Annotated in this window: 19 protein-coding genes; 13 read left to right on the plus strand and 6 right to left on the minus strand. The window is 70.3% G+C overall.

Going from position 1 to position 15,975, the window contains the following annotated elements; translation table 11 throughout:
* The first annotated feature begins 33 nt into the window (after positions 1 to 33).
* From MWN52_RS06880 to MWN52_RS06895, 4 genes are all read left to right on the plus strand, one after another.
* The gene (locus tag MWN52_RS06880; protein ID WP_130519258.1) at positions 34 to 336 is read left to right on the plus strand and encodes an Mpo1-like protein; all 303 of its coding nucleotides are present in this window, start codon (positions 34 to 36) and stop codon (positions 334 to 336) included.
* A 179-nt stretch (positions 337 to 515) separates the two neighbouring features.
* Positions 516 to 1,217 carry a response regulator transcription factor gene (locus MWN52_RS06885; protein WP_014159900.1) on the plus strand — a complete coding sequence of 234 codons (702 nt, stop codon included), beginning with the start codon at positions 516 to 518 and terminating at the stop codon, positions 1,215 to 1,217.
* A 60-nt stretch (positions 1,218 to 1,277) separates the two neighbouring features.
* Entirely contained in the window at positions 1,278 to 2,540 is a 1,263-nt protein-coding gene (locus MWN52_RS06890; protein WP_286577187.1) for a sensor histidine kinase, read from the plus strand.
* Between the two features lie 12 nt (positions 2,541 to 2,552).
* Complete coding sequence (locus tag MWN52_RS06895) at positions 2,553 to 3,482, plus strand: isoaspartyl peptidase/L-asparaginase family protein (RefSeq protein ID WP_286577189.1); 930 nt, start codon at positions 2,553 to 2,555, stop codon at positions 3,480 to 3,482.
* 4 nt (positions 3,483 to 3,486) lie between these two features.
* Here MWN52_RS06895 and MWN52_RS06900 read toward each other — a convergent pair whose 3' ends face one another.
* Positions 3,487 to 4,251 carry an SGNH/GDSL hydrolase family protein gene (locus tag MWN52_RS06900; protein ID WP_425608089.1) on the minus strand — a complete coding sequence of 255 codons (765 nt, stop codon included), beginning with the start codon at positions 4,249 to 4,251 and terminating at the stop codon, positions 3,487 to 3,489.
* Positions 4,252 to 4,498: 247 nt separating this feature from the next.
* Between MWN52_RS06900 and MWN52_RS06905 the strand changes: the two genes are divergently transcribed.
* The 9 genes from MWN52_RS06905 (at position 4,499) to MWN52_RS06945 (ending at position 11,098) form a co-directional block, all read left to right on the plus strand.
* Positions 4,499 to 4,900 (plus strand): diacylglycerol kinase, encoded by a 402-nt coding sequence (locus tag MWN52_RS06905; RefSeq protein ID WP_286577191.1) that lies wholly within the window; start codon positions 4,499 to 4,501, stop codon positions 4,898 to 4,900.
* Between the two features lie 16 nt (positions 4,901 to 4,916).
* Entirely contained in the window at positions 4,917 to 5,654 is a 738-nt protein-coding gene (locus MWN52_RS06910; RefSeq protein ID WP_286577192.1) for a TerC family protein, read from the plus strand.
* A gap of 94 nt (positions 5,655 to 5,748) precedes the next feature.
* A complete protein-coding gene (locus MWN52_RS06915) occupies positions 5,749 to 6,417 on the plus strand; it encodes a LemA family protein (protein WP_286577194.1) in 669 nt (222 codons plus the stop codon).
* Positions 6,418 to 6,436: 19 nt separating this feature from the next.
* The gene (locus MWN52_RS06920; protein ID WP_286577195.1) at positions 6,437 to 7,339 is read left to right on the plus strand and encodes a TPM domain-containing protein; all 903 of its coding nucleotides are present in this window, start codon (positions 6,437 to 6,439) and stop codon (positions 7,337 to 7,339) included.
* On the plus strand, positions 7,339 to 7,827 hold the full coding sequence (locus MWN52_RS06925) for a TPM domain-containing protein (RefSeq protein ID WP_286577196.1): 489 nt from the start codon (positions 7,339 to 7,341) through the stop codon (positions 7,825 to 7,827). The genes MWN52_RS06920 and MWN52_RS06925 overlap by 1 nt, the downstream gene beginning before the upstream one ends.
* Before the next feature lie 366 nt (positions 7,828 to 8,193).
* Complete coding sequence (locus MWN52_RS06930; protein ID WP_286577197.1) at positions 8,194 to 8,763, plus strand: hypothetical protein; 570 nt, start codon at positions 8,194 to 8,196, stop codon at positions 8,761 to 8,763.
* A 108-nt stretch (positions 8,764 to 8,871) separates the two neighbouring features.
* Positions 8,872 to 9,771, plus strand: a complete 900-nt coding sequence (gene lgt, locus MWN52_RS06935) for a prolipoprotein diacylglyceryl transferase (RefSeq protein ID WP_286577198.1) — start codon at positions 8,872 to 8,874, stop codon at positions 9,769 to 9,771.
* A complete protein-coding gene (locus tag MWN52_RS06940; protein WP_286577199.1) occupies positions 9,771 to 10,565 on the plus strand; it encodes a thymidylate synthase in 795 nt (264 codons plus the stop codon). The genes lgt and MWN52_RS06940 overlap by 1 nt, the downstream gene beginning before the upstream one ends.
* Entirely contained in the window at positions 10,562 to 11,098 is a 537-nt protein-coding gene (locus MWN52_RS06945; RefSeq protein WP_286577200.1) for a dihydrofolate reductase, read from the plus strand. The genes MWN52_RS06940 and MWN52_RS06945 overlap by 4 nt, the downstream gene beginning before the upstream one ends.
* Positions 11,099 to 11,240: 142 nt before the next feature.
* Here MWN52_RS06945 and MWN52_RS06950 read toward each other — a convergent pair whose 3' ends face one another.
* The 5 genes from MWN52_RS06950 to MWN52_RS06970 all read right to left on the minus strand — a co-directional run bounded on the left by MWN52_RS06950 (position 11,241) and on the right by MWN52_RS06970 (position 15,967).
* Positions 11,241 to 12,086 (minus strand): symmetrical bis(5'-nucleosyl)-tetraphosphatase, encoded by an 846-nt coding sequence (locus MWN52_RS06950; RefSeq protein ID WP_130523602.1) that lies wholly within the window; start codon positions 12,084 to 12,086, stop codon positions 11,241 to 11,243.
* Between the two features lie 5 nt (positions 12,087 to 12,091).
* Positions 12,092 to 12,472, minus strand: a complete 381-nt coding sequence (apaG, locus tag MWN52_RS06955; RefSeq protein WP_130519236.1) for a Co2+/Mg2+ efflux protein ApaG — start codon at positions 12,470 to 12,472, stop codon at positions 12,092 to 12,094.
* 20 nt (positions 12,473 to 12,492) lie between these two features.
* Positions 12,493 to 13,305, minus strand: a complete 813-nt coding sequence (gene rsmA, locus MWN52_RS06960) for a 16S rRNA (adenine(1518)-N(6)/adenine(1519)-N(6))-dimethyltransferase RsmA (RefSeq protein ID WP_130519234.1) — start codon at positions 13,303 to 13,305, stop codon at positions 12,493 to 12,495.
* A 237-nt stretch (positions 13,306 to 13,542) separates the two neighbouring features.
* Positions 13,543 to 14,523, minus strand: a complete 981-nt coding sequence (pdxA, locus tag MWN52_RS06965; protein WP_286577202.1) for a 4-hydroxythreonine-4-phosphate dehydrogenase PdxA — start codon at positions 14,521 to 14,523, stop codon at positions 13,543 to 13,545.
* A gap of 10 nt (positions 14,524 to 14,533) precedes the next feature.
* Complete coding sequence (locus tag MWN52_RS06970; protein WP_130519232.1) at positions 14,534 to 15,967, minus strand: peptidylprolyl isomerase; 1,434 nt, start codon at positions 15,965 to 15,967, stop codon at positions 14,534 to 14,536.
* Positions 15,968 to 15,975: the final 8 nt, after the last annotated feature.

Genomic DNA, 15,975 nt, shown 5'->3' on the forward strand with positions numbered 1-15,975 from the left:
ACTGCGCGCGTCTTTCGCCAGTGCCGCCCGGACATGCGCCGCTTCGCTTCCTTTCGCGCGTTCTATCCGTTCTATCTGAGCGAGCACGCCAACCGCACCTCGCGGCGGCTGCACTTTCTTGGCAGCTGCGGCGTGCTGGCGCTGCTGGCCGCGGCGCTGGCCACCGGCCGCTGGGGCTTCGCGCTGGCCGCGCTGGTGTGCGGCTACGGCTTCGCCTGGGTCGGGCACTTCTTCTTCGAGAAGAACCGGCCGGCGACCTTCCGTCATCCGTTCTATTCGCTGGCCGGGGACTGGGTGATGTTCGTGGACATCCTGCGCGGCAAGGTGCGCCTATAGCGGGGCACGCGCGCGCCGAAATTTCGCAAAACCGCGTCTGTCGCGCACTCGCCCGAGCCTGCACCAGCACCCGATCACGGTCGATCACGTGATCGGGACACCGCCTTCACGCATCGTCGACTCCACGCCCGATAGTTTCACAAACCTGAAAGTTTGGGCACTTTTTCGGAGATCACGTTATGCGTCATGCACAGGAAACCTCGGGACTGGTCCTGGTCGTCGAGGACAACCGCAACATCTCCGAGATGATCGGTGAGTATCTGGAGGGCAAGGGCTTCGAGGTGGATTACGCCTCCGACGGCCTGGATGGCTACCGCCTGGCCACCGAGAACAGCTACGACGTGCTGGTGCTGGACCTGATGCTGCCGCGCATGGATGGCCTGGAAGTCTGTCGCCGCCTGCGCAGCGAGGCGCGCAAGTCCACCCCGGTGCTGATGCTGACCGCGCGCGACACGCTGGACGACAAGCTCAGCGGCCTGGGCACCGGCGCCGACGACTACCTGACCAAGCCCTTCGCGATCCAGGAGCTGGAAGCGCGCCTGCGCGCGCTGATCCGCCGCGAGCGCCGCCAGGTCGGTTCGGAAGTGCTCAAGGTCGCCGACCTGGTGCTGGACCCGGTCAGCATGCGCGTCACCCGCGGCGGCACCGAGCTGATGCTCTCGCCGATCGGCCTGCGCCTGCTCACCATCCTGATGCGCGAATCGCCGCGCGTGGTCACCCGCCAGGAAATCGAGCGCGAGATCTGGGGCAACGGACTGCCGGATTCGGACACCCTGCGCAGCCACCTGTACAACCTGCGCAAGGTGATCGACAAGCCGTTCGACAAGCCGCTGCTGCACACCGTGCAGAGCGCCGGCTACCGCGTCGCCGACATCGCCTGATGCGTACAGGCGCCTTCCGGCGCGGTGGCGTGCGGTTCTCCTGAAGACTGATCGCGCGTCGTGCCCCAGGAACTTCCCCATAGCATCCGCATCGCGTTCATCCTCAGGGTGGCCCTGGCTAGCCTGGCGGTGATCGCGTCGGTGCTGATCGTCTCGGCGGTCATCAAGCGCAGCCTGGTGCAGACGATGCTGCACGAGGAGGCCGCCCATTATTGGGACCTGTACGCCACCTCCAAGGCGCAGCCGCCGCCCAATACGCACGATCTGCGCGGCTATCTGGTCCTGCCGGGCCAGTCCACGCTCAACCTGCCCGAGCCCTTGCGCGAGCTCGAGCCCGGCGTGCATACCGTCGGCAGCGAGGTGGTGCTGGTCGACGAGCGCCCGCAAGGTCGGCTCTACCTGGCCTGGCTGGGCACCCAGGCCGAGCGCCTGTTCTTCTGGTCCGGCGCGCTGCCGATGCTGCTGTGCCTGGGCGCGCTGTATGGCGCGTCCTATCTGACTTATCGCTTCTTCCGTCCATTGGTGTCGCCGACCTCGTGGCTGGCGCGCCAGGTCTCGCAATGGGATCCGCGGGCGCCGGACACCTCGGCGCTGGCCTCGGACAAGCTGCCGCGCGAGGTGCAGGGCGAGGCGCGCAGCCTGGCCGAGGCCCTGCACGGCCTGTCGCAGCGTGTGGAGGCCCACGTTGCCCGCGAACGCGACTTCACCTGCGACGCCAGCCACGAGCTGCGCACGCCGCTGACCGTCATCCGCGTGGCCACCGACCTGGCCCTGGCCGGCGAGCTGCCGCCGCGCGCGGTGCGCTCGCTGCAGCGCATCCAGCGCTCGGCGCGCGAAATGGAGGCGGTGATCGACGCCTTCCTGATCCTGGCGCGCGAGGCGGATGTCGAGCCGCAGAGCGAGGACTTCGAACTGGTCGATGTGGTCCTGGACGAGGCCGAGAGCGCGCGCGACCTGCTGATAGGCAAGCCGGTCGACCTGACCGTGGTGTGCAACGCCAGGCCGCGCCTGCACGCGCCGCCGCGGGTGATGCATGTGGTGGTCAGCAATCTGCTGCGCAACGCCTGCAGCTATACCGACGAGGGCCAGATCGAGGTGCGCGTGGAAAGCGACCGCCTGGTGGTGCGCGACACCGGCATCGGCATGACCGCCGACGCGGTGCAGCGTGCCTTCGAGCCCTTCTATCGCGCCGACGACACGCGCCAGCACAGCACCGGGCTGGGCCTGTCGATCGTCTCGCGGCTGTGCCGGCGCTTCGGCTGGAAGATCGAGCTGGACAGCGTGCTGGGGCAGGGCACCACCGCCACGGTGCGGTTCTTCTAAGCGCCGCCCGGCATGCCTGCGCCCGATGCGCCCATCGCCCTGGCCGTGCACGGCGGCGCGGGGGTGATCGATGCGCTGGCGCCGGACCAGGAGCAGGCGATTCACGCGGCCCTGGCGCAGGCGCTCGATGCCGGCCACGCGGTGCTCCAACGCGGCGGCGCCGCGCTGGACGCGGTCCAGGCGGCGGTGGTCGCGCTGGAGGAGGCGCCGTGGTTCAACGCCGGCTACGGCGCGGTCTTTACCGCGCAGGGCGACCACGAGCTCGACGCGGCGCTGATGGAAGGCCACACTCGCTGCGCCGGCGCGGTGGCCGGCGTGCGCACGGTGCGCAACCCGGTCCAGCTGGCGCGCGCGGTGATGGAGCACAGCCCGCATGTGCTGCTGGTCGGGCCGGGCGCCGAGCGTTTCGCCGATGGCCAGCCCGGGATCGCGCGCGTGGATAACGCCTGGTTCGGCACGCCGGCGCGCCTGGCGCAGCTGCAACGCGCGCAGGCGGACGAACGCGAGGGCGCGGCGGCCTCGGGCCGCTACTTCGGCACCGTCGGCGCGGTGGCGCTGGACCGGCACGGCCACCTGGCCGCGGCCACGTCCACCGGCGGGATGACCAACAAGCGCTGGGGCCGCGTGGGCGACTCGCCGCTGATCGGCGCCGGTACCTGGGCCGATACGCAGGTCGCCGTCTCGGCCACCGGCTGGGGCGAGGCCTTCATCCGCTGCGCGGCCGCGCACGACATCGCCGCGCGCGTGGCCTACGGCGGCGCCAGCGTGGGCGAGGCGGCGGATGCGGTGATCTTCGGCACGCTGCCGGCGCTGGGCGGCGACGGCGGGGTGATCGCCGTCGATGCGCAGGGCCGGCTGGCGCTGCCGTTCAACACCGCCGGCATGTACCGCGGCTGGGTCGATCGCGACGGCCGGCGCGGCACCGCGATCTTCGCCGCTTAGGCACTCAGCGCGCGCTGCCTTCCACGTACGGCTTCAGCGCGCGGGTCCAGATGGCATAGCCCTCCGGCGTCATGTGCAGCATGTCCTCGCGGAACAGTTCCCTGCGCGGCTGGCCGTCGGCGCCCAGCATCGGGGTGAACACGTCGACAAAGTGCACGCCCTGCAGCCGCGCGGCGCGGGCGGCGATCTGCGCATTGACCTGGCGGATCTGCGGCAGCAGCTGCGCGCGCGAGGGGCTGGGCTTGATCGACAGGTAGACCACCGGCACGCCGGGCAGGTCGCGGCGCACGCGGGCGATGAAGGCGAAGGTGTCCTGCACCACCTGCTGCACGCTGCGGCCGGCGGCCAGGTCGTTGTCGCCGGCGTAGAACACGATCTCGCGTGGCTGGTAGGGCACCACGATGCGGTCGGCGTAATACGTGCTGTCGCGCACCTCCGAGCCGCCGAAGCCGCGGTTGATCACCGGCGTGCCGGCGAAGTCCTGCGCCAGCGTGCTCCACATGCGGATCGAGGAGCTGCCGATGAACAGCACGGCGTGCCTGGGCGGCGGGTTGGCCGCGTCCTGCGCGGCGAAGGCGTCCATGTCCTTGGCCCAGGCCGGGTTGGACACCGCGCCGCTGGCCACTTCGGGCGGTGCGGCCGGCGCGGTCGCGGGCGGCGGGGTGGGCGCGGTGGCGAGCTGGGTCTGCGCACAGGCGGTCAGCAAGGCCACGCAGGCGGCCAGCACAATGGAAACACTCGACTTGATCGACACGGTAGAACCCTCCACGGAACCTTCGAACAGCGGCGCACAGTGAACCAGCCCGAGGCCTGCCGTCCACCCCGACGGCGCGCGCCGCCCTGCCGCACCAGCGCTGCCTGCCCGGAAGCACGCAACTGACCCGCTGGCGTGCGGCTAACCCGGCCCGTGTGCCGGCTATGGCAAAATCGCCGCTTTCCGCCGCTGCCCTCCCGACCCGGCCCATGCTCCAGCCGCTTCCGTCGTCCCCGATCCGCCCGCGGGACGCGCGTTGACCATGGCCGACCTGTACGGCCATACCCCGCGCGGCCCCGCGCGCCTGCTCAAGGCGGCGCGCTGGTCCTGGCAGGGGCTGTGCGCGGCCTGGCTGCACGAATCCTCCTTCCGCCTGGAAGTGGTGCTGTTCGTGGTGCTGGCGCCGCTGGGCCTGTGGCTGGGCGGCGACGGCGTGCAGCGCGCGCTGCTGGTCGGCTCGCTGCTGCTGGTGCTGGCCGTGGAGCTGCTCAATTCCGCCGTGGAAGCGGTGATCGAGCGCTACGGCGCCGAGTTCCACGAACTGGCCGGCCGCGCCAAGGACATGGGCTCGGCCGCGGTGCTGATGACGATGCTCAACGTGCTGCTGTGCTGGGGGCTGATCGCCGGACCGCGCCTGTGGCTGATGTTCTCTTCCTCGCTCTAGAAGGTTTCCCCCACACATGAACCTGGACTTCCTCGCCGACCCCAATACCTGGCTGACGCTGCTGACGCTCAGCACGCTGGAGATCGTGCTGGGGATCGACAACCTGGTGTTCATCTCGATCGCGGTCAGCCGCCTGCCGGAGAGCCAGCGCTCGAAGGCGCGCAAGCTGGGCATCGCGGTGGCCTGCATCACGCGCATCGCGCTGCTGGTGTCGCTGGCCTATCTGTCGCGCATGAGCAGCGATCTGTTCGAGGTGGGCGGCATGGGCATCTCGATCCGCGATCTGGTGCTGATCGTGGGCGGCGTGTTCCTGGTGGTGAAGGGCATCGGCGAGATCCGCGAGCTGATCACCGGTGGCGACGACGGCGATCCCAACACGACCAAGGCCTCGGCGGTGTTCGGCATGGTGATCGCGCAGATCGCGATCATCGACATCGTGTTCTCGCTGGACTCGGTGATCACCGCGGTCGGCTTCGCCAGCCACATCCCGGTGATGGTGGCGGCGGTGGTGCTGGCGGTGCTGGTGATGCTGCTGGCGGCCAATCCGCTGGGCCGTTTCATCGACGCCAACCCGACGGTGAAGATGCTGGCGCTGGCCTTCATCGTGCTGGTCGGCGTGGTGCTGGTGCTGGATGGCCTGGACCTGCACGTGCCCAAGGCCTACGTGTACTTCGCCATGGGCTTCTCGGCGCTGGTCGAGGTGCTCAACCTGCTGATGCGCCGCCGCGCCCAGGCGCACGGGGTCGACGCCTGAGGGCAGGCGGCCACGGCGTTTTAATGAAAGCCTGTTCATGATGCGCGGCGTGCGCACCTCGCGCCGCCGGTCGACCCCCCAGGAGAGTCACGCCATGCGCCATGTCTTCCGTTCCCTGCTGATGCTCGCGGCCCTGACGCTGCTGGCCGGCTGCGGATACAACACCATCCAGCAGAAGGATCAGGCGGTGAAGGCCGGCTGGTCCGAGGTGCTCAACCAGTACCAGCGCCGCGCCGACCTGATCCCCAACCTGGTGCGCACCGTGCAGGGCTACGCCCAGCAGGAGCGCCAGGTGCTGACCGAGGTCACCAACGCCCGCGCCCGGGTCGGCCAGATCCAGGTCAACGCCGATGACGCGAACTCGCTGCAGCAGTTCTCCCAGGCGCAAGGCCAGCTGGGCAGCGCGCTGAGCCGCCTGCTGGTGGTCAGCGAGAACTATCCGACCCTGCAGTCCGACCAGAACTTCCGCGACCTGCAGGCGCAGCTGGAAGGCACCGAGAACCGCATCACCGTGGCCCGCGGCCGCTACATCCAGGCCGTGCAGGACTACAACACCTACATCCGCCAGTTCCCGCAGGCGCTGACGGCCAAGGTGACCGGCGCCAAGGAGAAGCCCAACTTCTCGGTCGCCAACGAGGCGCAGATCTCGCAGGCCCCGACCGTGGACTTCAGCCAGCCGCCGCCGAGCGCGCCTGCCCAGCCGCAGGCCCTGCCGGCGCAGGCACCGCAGCAGACGCCGCCGGCCACGACCCCGGCCCAGTAAGCTGCCGCCGCAACACGCGATGAAACCGCTGCTGCGCCTGGCTGCGCTGCTGCTGGTCCTGCTGCTGGCGCCCCTGGCGCTGGCGCAGGAGGCGGCCATCCCGACGCTGGACTCGCCGGTCATCGACACCACCGGCACGCTCTCGGCCGAGCAGGCCGGCGCGCTGCGCCAGCAGGCGCTAGACCTGCAGCAGCGCAAGGGCGCCCAGCTGCAGGTGCTGATGGTGCCGACCACCCAGCCCGAAGAGATCGAGCAGTACACCCAGCGCGTCTTCGACCAGTGGAAGCTGGGCCGCAAGGGCGTGGACGACGCGGTGCTGGTGGTGGTGGCCAAGGACGACCGGCGCGTGCGCATCCAGCCCGGCTACGGGCTTGAAGGCGCCATCCCCGACGCCGTCGCCAACCGCGTCATCCAGGAATACCTGGCACCCAAGTTCCGCCAGGGCGACTACGCCGGCGGCCTGACCGATGCCACGGCGGTGCTGGTCAAGCTGATCGATGGCGAGCCGCTGCCGGCGCCGGAGAGTTCGCACCCGGCCGGCGGTCGCCAAGGCGGCGGCGACTGGCTGTTCGCGCTGGTCGCCGGCCTGGTCGTGGCCGGCTTCGCCCGCACCGTGCTGCGCGCGCTGCCGCGGCCGCTGCGCGCGCTAGTCGGCGGCGTGGCCGGTGGCGCGGTGGCCTGGCTGCTGGCCTCCGTGCTGGTGGGCGGGCTGGCGGGCGTGATCGGCCTGCTGATGGGACTGCTGGGCGGTTCGGGCGGGCGCTTCGCCGGGCCGGGCGGCTTCGGCGGCTGGGGCGGTGGCCTCGGCGGCGGTGGCTGGGGCGGCGGTGGATTCGGTGGCGGGGGCGGCTTCGGCGGCGGCGGGGGCTGGAGCGGTGGCGGCGGCTCGTCCGGAGGCGGTGGCGCCTCGGGGAGCTGGTGATGCGCTGGCTTCGGCACCTGTTCGCGCCGTCCGCGCACCGGCTGTTCCCGGCCGATCGCCTGCAGCGCATCGCCCAGGCCATCGCCGAAGGCGAGCGCCTGCACAGCGGCGAGGTGATGTTCGCGGTCGAATCCGGGCTGCATCCGTCCGCGGTCTGGGCGGGCGTGGACGCGCGCGCGGCCGCGCATGCGGCGTTCGCCCGGCTGCGCACCTGGGATACGGCCGCCAACAACGGGGTCCTGATCTACCTGCTGCTGGCCGATCACCAGATCGAGATCGTCGCCGACCGGGGGCTGGAAGGCCGCGTCAGCGTCGAGGAATGGGACCAGGCCTGCGCGCAGATCGAAGCCGGCATGCGCCAGGGCGATCCGGAGGCCGCGGTCGTTGCCGGGGTGCAGGCCGCCTCGGCGCTGCTGGCCCGCGCGTTTCCGGCGGTGCCCGGGCAGCGCGGCGACAACGAACTGCCCGATCTGCCGCGGATCCTCTGAGCGTTGTAGAGCGGAGCTCGCTCCGCTGGGGCCTTACCCACGAACCGGACGAAGAGAAGCTGAGCTTGCTCCGCTGGGACCTTTCCCACGAACCGGGCGAAGAGCAGCGGAGCAAGCTCCGCTCTACAGGTGGGCGAATCGACGTGCCACCTCTGCATCCCACCGATGCCGTCCTGTGATCTCGACCACAGGAATGCCCGCCGTTCGCCGATATTCATCACGCGCCCTTCACGGGGCTGCCGCACTGCGGCATCATCCAGGCACCTGCTTCGCCGCCAGGCACGGTCTGTGCAGCGAAATCCAGGCAGGCGCCGTGCGCGCCGCCGGCCTCTGCGCCGCCCCCGCCCGCCGCGCCAGGATGTCCTCATGCACCCAGCCCTCACCGCCACGCTGACCCGCCTGCCCGGGCTGTACACCGCCGCCATGCGCCCGCGCCGCCGCGACCTGACCATCGCCGTGGCCGCGTCCAGCGCGCTGGTGCTGGCTGGCTGCAACGCGCTGGCCGCCTTCGCCCTGGTGCTGACCTGGTTCGAATACCTGCATCACCAGCGCTGGCAGATGCCGGGCGAGAACACCCGCGCCACCCTGGTGCGGGCCCTGGCCTGCGTGGCCTTCGCCTGGCTGACCACGGCGCGCGGCGTGGGCGATGCGGCCTGGGGCATCGGCGCCTTCCTGCTGGTGCAGACGGTGCTGGCGCTGCGCGGCTCGCTGCGGCTGCGTCAGGTGTTCCTGCACGACGTCGCCCAGGCCAGCCCGTCGGTGCCGGCGCACGAGCTGCTGCTGGCCTGCCGCGGCGACCGCACGCTGGTCGAATCCTGGCTGGCGGGCGAAGAAGACCTCGCCGGGCCGGCACAGTCCGCGCTGAACGCCGCGGGCCTGCGCCTGTTCCGCCTGCGCCCGCCGATGCCGGCGGTGGAAGAGGGCTCGGCGCCCTGATCCGGCGGCGCTGAGCGCGGCCGCGGATCGCCGCGTTGCGGCGCGCCGCATGCGCGCGCCAGCCGGGTACGTCAGAATGTCGGCTGTTTCGTCCGCCGTCGGCTACGCATGATCTTCCTGCACCACCTCGACCCCATCGCCTTTTCCATCGGCCCGGTCGATGTGCATTGGTACGGCATCGCCTACGCGCTGTCCTTCTTCGCCGCCTGGTATCTGGGCCGCCGTCGCGTGCAGGCCGGGCGCCTGCCGGGCGTGAACCTGGAGCATTTCTCCGACCTGATGTTCTACGCCATGCTCGGCGTGGTGCTGGGCGGGCGGCTGGGCTACATCCTGTTCTACGACTTGCCGGTCTACCTGGACAATCCGCTGAAGGTGTTCAAGGTGTGGGAGGGCGGCATGAGCTTCCACGGCGGCCTGCTCGGCGTGCTCACCGCCGCCTGGCTGTGGTCGCGCCGGCATCGGCTGCACTTCTTCGACACGATGGACTTCCTGGCGCCGCTGGTGCCGGCGGGCCTGGGCCTGGGCCGCCTGGCCAACTTCGTCAACGGCGAGCTGTGGGGCAAGTACACCGGCACCAACTGGGGCGTGATCTTCCCGACCACCGATCCGGCCCTCTACGAGCAGCACCTGAGCCAGGCGCAGCTGCAGGCGCAGTACGCGGCCGGCGCGCTGGACCGCTACGCGCGGCATCCTTCGCAGCTCTACGAGGCGCTGCTCGAGGGCGTGCTGATGTTCACGGTGCTGTGGGTGTTCTCGATGCGGCCGCGCCATCGCTACGCGGTGTCCGGCCTGTTCGCGTTGCTCTACGGCCTCTCGCGCTTCCTGGTCGAACTGGTGCGCGTGCCGGACGCGCAGCTGGGCTATCTGGCCTTCGGCTGGGTGACGATGGGCCAGCTGCTGAGCCTGCCGCTGGTGGCGCTGGGCCTGTTCCTGCTGTGGCGCTCGCGCCGCGCGCCGGTGCTGCAGCCGGTGCTCCCGGCGCAGGCCACGCCCGCGGAGGCGCACTGATGCGCCAGTACCTGGAGCTGCTGCGCCACGTGCTGGAGCACGGCGCGGAGAAGTCCGACCGCACCGGCACCGGCACGCGCAGCGTGTTCGGCTGGCAGATGCGCTTCGATCTGGGCGAAGGCTTCCCGCTGGTCACCACCAAGAAGCTGCACCTGCGCTCGATCATCCATGAGCTGCTGTGGTTCCTGAAGGGCGAGACCAACATCGCCTATCTCAAGGACAACAAGGTCAGCATCTGGGACGAATGGGCCGACGCGGACGGCAACCTCGGCCCGGTCTACGGCAAGCAGTGGCGCAGCTGGGAGGGCGCCGACGGCCAGACCATCGACCAGATGCAGTGGCTGGTGCAGGAGATCAAGCGCAACCCGGATTCGCGCCGGCTGGTGATCAGCGCCTGGAACGTGGCGCAGCTGCCGCAGATGGCGCTGATGCCGTGCCACAGCCTGTTCCAGTTCTATGTGGTCGACGGCAAGCTCAGCTGCCAGCTCTACCAGCGCAGCGGCGACATCTTCCTGGGCGTGCCGTTCAACATCGCCAGCTACGCGCTGCTGACCCACATGGTGGCGCAGGCCACCGGTCTGGGCGTGGGCGATTTCGTGCACACGCTGGGCGATGCGCATCTGTACTCGAACCACTTCGAGCAGGCGCGCGAGCAGCTCACGCGCACGCCGCGTGCCTTGCCCAAGCTGCATCTGAATCCGGAGGTGACCGATCTGTTCGGCTTCACCTTCGAGGACATCGAGATCCTCGGCTACGACCCGCATCCGGCGATCAGGGCGCCGGTGGCGGTATGACGCAGGCCTCGTCCGAGGCGCCGGCGTCTTCCAGGCCCCGCATCTCGCTCATCGCCGCGCTCGACCGCCACAACGCCATCGGCCGCGACAACGATCTGCCGTGGCGCCTGCCCGATGACCTCAAGCGCTTCAAGGCGCTGACCCTGGGCAAGCCGGTGCTGATGGGGCGCAAGACCGCGCAGTCGCTGGGGCGTGCCTTGCCCGGTCGATTGAACCTGGTGCTGACGCGGGGTGGGCAGGTGCCGTTCGAGGACATGGTCGCGGTCGATTCGCTCGATGCCGCGCTGCGCCAGGCGAGCGGGCAGGGGGCCGAGGAGCTGTGCGTCATCGGCGGCGGCCAGGTCTATGCGCTGGCCTTGCCGCTGGCCGACGTGCTGTATCTGACCCACGTGGACACCGAAGTACAGGGCGCCGAGGCGTTCTTCCCGCACTTCGATCCGGCGCAGTGGCGCGTCACGGCGCGCCAGCCGCATGCGGCCGACGACCGCCACGCGCTGGCGTTCGAGTTCGTGGATTACGTCAGGCAGGCCTAGCGGCTGCCAGCCAGGCGCTCACGAAAGCCGCTGCAAAAGCCCTCTACCGTCGTTCCCGCGAAAGCGGGAACCCAGCGCCTTTGGGGGCTTCCCCGAATCAACGTACATGGGTTCCCGCTTTCGCGGGAAAGACGACCTGACGCTAATCGCGCCGTGCCGTGCCCGGATCGACATCGCGCCCCGGCACCTGCACCACGCGCAGCTCGTCGGTGTCCAGCTGCAGCGCCGTGAGCCTGCCGCCCCAGACCGCGCCGGTGTCGATGGCATGCACGCCCAGGCCCAGCATCAGCCCCAGCGTGGACCAGTGGCCGCAGACGATCTTCAGTTCGCGCGGCTCGTGGCCGGGCACGGCGAACCAGGGATACAGGCCCTGCGCCTGCGTGCCCGGCGTGCCTTTCTCTTCCATCGCGATGCGTCCGCGCGGCGTGCAGTAGCGCATGCGGGTGAGCACGTTGATGATCGCGCGCCAGCGGTCCGGGCCGGCCAGGCCGGTGGACCAGTTGGGCTTGTCGCCGTACATGCTGCGCATCAGCTTGCGAAATGCCGGGCCACGCAGCTGCTTCTCCACCTCGCGCGCATAGCCCTCGGCCGCGGCGCAGTTCCAGCGCGGGGCCAGGCCGGCATGCACCATCATCCAGCCCAGCTCGCGGTCCACGTGCACCAGTTCGCGGTGGCGCAGCCATTCCAGCAGCGTGTCGCGGTCGTGCGCCTGCACGATCCGGCCCAAGTCCGGATTGACCTTGCGCTGCTCCTCTTCGGTGCGCGCGCCGATGGCCAGCAGCGACAGGTCGTGGTTGCCTAGCACCACCTCGCAGTGGTCGCGCAGCGAATGCACCAGGCGCAGGGTCTCCAGCGACTGTCCGCCGCGGTTGACCAGATCGCCGCAGAACCAGATCCGGTCGCGCGCGGGATCGAAATCGAGTTTTTCCAGCAGCCGTGCCGTGGCGTCGTAACAGCCCTGCAGGTCGCCAATCGCCCAGACCGCCATGGCGCTTAGTGCAGCGTACGCGGCACCGACAGCGCGAAGGGCGCGATCGGGGCATCGAAGTGCGTGCCGTCGTCGGCCACCATGTCGTAACGACCGCGCATGGTGCCGTGGTCGGTCTCCAGCACCGCGCCGGAGGTGTACTGGAACAGCTCGCCCGGACGCAGGCGCGGCTGTTCGCCGACCACGCCCTCGCCATCGACGCGCTCGGTCTTGCCGTTGCCGTCGGTGATTTCCCAATGGCGCGCGAGCAGGCGCGCCGGCTGCGTGCCGCGGTTGCGGATCACGATGGTATAGGCGAAGACGTAATGACCGCTGGCAGGTTCCGAGCGTTCTTCCAGGAACCGGGTGGCGACATCGACATCGATGGCGTAATCGTTGCTGCTCATGCGCACAGTGTACTCAAGCCTCAGCCTGGTTCGGCCGCCTCGCCGTACGGCAGATTGGCCAGCGCGATGAAGTCGCGCACGGCCACCTGTTCGGCGCGCGCATCGGGGCGGATGCCGGCGGCCTCGATCTGGGCCACGTCGCACACGCTGGACAGCGCATTGCGCAAGGTCTTGCGGCGCTGGCCGAAGGCCGCGCGCACCACCGCTTCCAGGCGCTTGGGATCGCGTACGTCGATGCGCGCCGGATCCCGCGGCACCAGGCGCACCACGGCCGAATCGACCTTCGGCGGCGGGCTGAACGCGCCCGGCGGCACCACGAACAGCGGCGTCACCTCGCAATAGGCCTGCAGCATCACGCTCAGGCGTCCGTACACCTTGCTGCCCGGGCCCGCGGCCATGCGATCGACCACTTCCTTCTGCAGCATGAAATGCATGTCCGCGATCGCCGCGGCATGGTCCAGCGCATGGAACAGGATCGGCGAGGACAGGTTGTAGGGCAGGTTGCCGACCAGGCGCAGCGTGCGGCCCTGCGCCAGCGCGGTGAAATCGACCGAGAGCACATCGCGGTGGAGGATGGTCAGATCGCCCACGTCCTGCGCGGCGGCGGTGAGCGGGGCGATGAGGTCGCGGTCGAACTCGATCGCGGTCAGCGCGCCGTGCCGGCGCAGCAGCGGGAAGGTGATCGCGCCCTGGCCTGGGCCGATCTCCACCAGGGTGTCGCCCGGCTTGGGATCGACCGCCTGCACGATGCGGTCGATGTAGTGCCGCTCGTGCAGGAAGTGCTGGCCGAGCGACTTCTTGGCCGGTGCACTGAAGTGGGGGGTAGCGGTCATTGCGACAGTTTACCCGGCATGGGCAGGCCGTCCTCTTTGTCGTAGGAGCCGCATCACGTACCAGCATCCCTTGTAGAGCGGAGCTTGCTCCGCTGCTTTCCGACCGGATCATCGGGAAAGCCCCAGCGGAGCGAGCTCCGCTCTACATCTGTGGGATAGGTGGGAAGGCCTCAGCGGAGCAAGCTCCGCTCTACAGGGGTGGGGCGGGTGCTCCCAGGCGGGGGCTTGCCGCTGAGCTCACCGTGTGCGCCTGCGCGCGGCCATCGCCGCGCAGGTGCGCACCGCGGCGAACAGGCTGGACGGGTCGGCCACGCCCTGGCCGGCCAGCGCCAGCGCGGTGCCGTGATCGACCGCCACGCGCGGGTAGGGCAGTCCCAGGGTGAGGTTCACGGCCTGCTCGAAGCCGCTGTACTTGAGCACCGGCAGGCCCTGGTCGTGATACATCGCCAGCACCGCGTCGAAGCCGGCCAGCTTGTCGGGCAGGAAGGCCGTGTCGGCCGGCAGCGGGCCGATCAGCTCCAGGTCTTCCCCACGCAAGCGCGCCAGCGTCGGGATGATCAGGTCCAGCTCCTCGCGGCCCAGGTGGCCTTCCTCACCGGCGTGCGGGTTCAGGCCGAGCACGCACAGGCGCGGACGGGCGATGCCGAAGTCCTCGCGCAGCGCCTGCGCGGTGGTGTGCACGGCGTGGCGCAGGGCGGCCTCGGTAATGGCATCGGGCACCGCGCGCAGCGGCAAGTGGGTGGTGACCAGCGCCACGCGCACGATCTGGTTGGCCAGCATCATCACCACCGCGCGGCCGGCGTGGTGGGCCAGCAGTTCGGTGGTGCCGGTATAGGCGATGCCGCCTTCGTTGATCACCGCCTTGTGCACGGGGCCGGTGACCACGCCGGCGAAGCGGCCGGCGATGCAGCCGTCGGCCGCGGCGAGCAGGGCGTCGATGACCGCGGCCGCGTTGCGCGGATCGGTCCTGCCGAAGCGGCTGGGCACCGCGTTGGGTACCGGCACGAAGGCCAGGTCGCCCGGCGCCTGGGGCTGCGCGTCGGCAGGCAGCAGGTTCAGCGGCAGCGCCAGCGCCTGGGCCGCCGCGTGCAGGGTGTCGGCATCGCCGAAGGCGACCAGCCGGCAGTCCTGACGCGGCTGCTGGACCAGCCGGATGCAAAGTTCCGGCCCGATCCCGGCCGGCTCGCCGGGGACGAGCGCCAGGTCGGGCCGCATCACCCTGGCGGCCTTACGGCATCTGGCTGGACGAGGCCGAGCCGGGCATGTCGTTGTTGTCGCCGCCGCGCTGCTTCTTGCCGGCACGGGCCGCTTCCTCGGCGGCGCCCGGGGCGCTCATCGCGGTATCCGGCGTGGCGTTGTCGATCGCCGGGTCGCCGGTGCGGAAGCTGACGTAGGCTTCGCCGCGCAGCTCCAGCAGGTAGCGGTTGTATTCCTCTTCCAGCTTGCGCCGGCCGATCGTGTCGCGCACCTGGGCACGGCGGTTCTGATCGGTCACGTCGGTCTGGCGGGTGCCTTCGCGCTGGACGATGTGCCAGCCGGCCTCGGTACGGAAGGGCTCGCTGACCTCGCCGTCCTTCAGCGCGGTCAGGCGCTGGCCGAAGTCCGGGCCGAACTGGTCGGCGGTGAACCAGCCCAGGTCGCCGCCATCGTTCTTGGTGTTGGCGTCCTCGGAGTCGGCCTTGGCCAGCTCGGCGAAGTCCGCGCCGCCGGCGATGCGGGCGCGCAGGGTGTCGATCTTGGCCTTGGCCGCCGCGGCGTCCTGCACCGGCGTGACGCGCACCAGGATGTGGCGGGCGTGGTACTCGGTGGTCATCTGGCTGGGCGCCTGCGAGGCGTCGCGGGTCTCCACCAGCTTGAGCAGCTGGAAGCCGGACGGGCCGCGGATCGGGCCGACCACCTGGCCGGCCTGCATGCTCTTGAGCGTGTCGACGAAGGCCACCGGGATCTCGTCCAGGCTGCGCCAGCCCAGATCGCCGCCTTCCAGCGCGTTGGGGCTGTCCGAATAGCGCACGGCCGCGGCCGAGAAGTCCATCTCGTTGCGGTCCAGCAGGCTCTTGACGCCCTCGGCCTTCTTCTGGCCAGTGGCGATCTGCTCGGCTGTGGCGCCCTCGGGCAGGCCGATCAGGATGTGCGCCAGGTGGTACTGCACGCCGCCGTTGGCCTGGGCCTTGAGCGCGGCGTCGACCTCGGCCTCGCTGACCCGGATGCGGCTTTGGCCGTAGCTCTGGCGCAGACGCTGGACGGTGATCTCGTCGCGCAGCGAGCTGCGGAACTCGTCGAAGGACAGGCCTTCGGCGGCCAGGCGCTGGCGCAGGCCGTCGACGGTGGTGTTGTTCTGCTGGGCCACGCTGGCCACGGCGCTGTTGACTTCCTCGTCGCTGACGCTGATGCCGTTTTCCTGGGCGCGGGCGACCTGCAGCTTGACCAGCACCAGGCGCTCGAGCACCTGCCGGCGCAGCACTTCAGGCGGCGGCAGCTGGGCGGGGTTGCTGGCGTACTGGGCCTGGACGTTGGCCACGGCGCGGTCCAGCTCGCTCTTCAGCACCACGTCCTCGTTGACCACGGCGGCGATGCCGTCCAGCGGCTGGGATTCCTGCGCGCGCAGCGGCGCGATGACGGTAGCGGCCAGCAGGCCGGCAACGAAAAGGGATCGAATGGTCATGGATGTCT

Source organism: Pseudoxanthomonas winnipegensis (assembly GCF_030322905.1).
Taxonomy (GTDB): domain Bacteria; phylum Pseudomonadota; class Gammaproteobacteria; order Xanthomonadales; family Xanthomonadaceae; genus Pseudoxanthomonas_A; species Pseudoxanthomonas_A winnipegensis.